This is a genomic window from Robbsia andropogonis, assembly GCF_000970345.1.
Taxonomy (GTDB): Bacteria; Pseudomonadota; Gammaproteobacteria; order Burkholderiales; family Burkholderiaceae; genus Robbsia; species Robbsia andropogonis.
In genome coordinates, this window is sequence record NZ_LAQU01000182.1 from 1 (window position 1) to 1384 (window position 1384).

The 1384-nt window shown below is 53.5% G+C and carries 1 protein-coding gene and 2 pseudogenes; 1 reads left to right on the plus strand and 2 read right to left on the minus strand.

Annotated elements, in window-relative coordinates; translation table 11 throughout:
- Window positions 1–205: 205 nt before the first annotated feature.
- Both WM40_RS31960 and WM40_RS29360 read right to left on the minus strand, forming a co-directional pair.
- Window positions 206–829 (minus strand): hypothetical protein, encoded by a 624-nt coding sequence (locus WM40_RS31960; RefSeq protein ID WP_236693730.1) that lies wholly within the window; start codon window positions 827–829, stop codon window positions 206–208.
- Between the two features lie 67 nt (window positions 830–896).
- Window positions 897–1202 (minus strand): annotated as a pseudogene (locus WM40_RS29360) (IS110 family transposase); the annotation flags it as partial.
- A 41-nt stretch (window positions 1203–1243) separates the two neighbouring features.
- Here WM40_RS29360 and WM40_RS30780 point away from each other — a divergent pair.
- A pseudogene (locus WM40_RS30780) lies at window positions 1244–1384 on the plus strand (IS6 family transposase); the annotation flags it as partial.

Here is a 1384-nt window from a genome sequence, read left to right on the forward strand (position 1 = left end):
CACGCCGAGTTGCTGACTTTGTGCGACCAAATCGGCACGAAATTCAGGGGAATAGGTACGATGGGTTCGTCCTTTACGGGACGGCTCTTTAATAGGGTACACGTGTCCGCATCCATGATCGTGGACACGTATGCTCTTACGCGCTCATACCGAATGCCAGATGGGATGACCAGCCGCTTACGCGCCATCGAACACCGCCGTCAGATCACCGCGCATCTTTCCTCATGGCGGCAGTTGACGCTTGGGAGCCAAAATCCGTCCGCGTTTTGAAAGCAGGCAGTGAAATGCCATTTTCCGGCCCACGACCGCTAACGACAATGCCGCTAGGGTCAAGCAGGTTTGTTTTTGGAGGTGCTATCAGCTCTTTTTGTTCAGGTAGCGGACCAGGACGGAAGCGTCCTCCAGACCGCGCTTGCGACACGGCATGCTGTATCGCATCTTCTGAATCTGAATGGCTATCGCCCGATCTTTGCCTATTAAATCCTTGCAGTACTTCGTGTCCCAAGTTACGCGCTGGTGGCCTCTGCGTCGCTTGTTCTGTGGATGTGCGGTCAGCATGTTGCTCTGCGACATATTCGCTCGCTTTTCCACTCGCCCCTGTTACGTTAAAGCATCCCATAAGAACTCCTATAAAATAGGACTTGATTTTAAAAAACCACAAATTCAGTGGGCTAGCGACGCGAAATATTGCGGATTGTGACGAACTTTCGGAGGATCCGGTGCAAATAAGCTGCGCAAATTTCCAGCCATAGAAGCTCAGGCACAAGGTGTCTCGCAGCAGCACGCGATAAAGCTGTTGGAACGCCGGCACGATCCAGTCTGAGCCCACGGGTTCTGTCGCAATAAGAACTGGGTGGCGTAAGAACGTCTATATGTATAGGATTACTTATACAAATAATGAATCGCCCCGGCCGGGGCGATTCAGCTAACGCTGCGGGCAGGCGCGTGATCGCCGTACGGCCAACGGGCAAGCTGATACCGAACTCCAAAAGCAATCCGTGGATTTGATTGATGGTCTTGGTCCGGTCTCGAATGAAGGACTCGCGCACGCGGTGCAGCGCAGAAAGCGCTTGCTGCGCTTCAGTCTTAGGCGAGACAAACCGCATCGAAGGGTGAGAGGCGGCCTCACAGATGGCTTCCGCGTCGACGAAGTCATTTTTATTGGTTTTGACGAACGGACGGACGAATTGTGGTGAAATCAGGGCATTGTCACGTTGTCGAGGCGTTCGGGTAAGCTTGGCACATGAAAACCCTGTCCATTTACTGCGGCCATCGTTTCCCACCTGCCATCATCAGCCTTGCGGTTGCGATGGTACTTTCGCTTCTCCCTGAGCTTGCGCGACATCGAAGATTATTGCTCGAGCGCGGCGTGATCGTCAGCTAC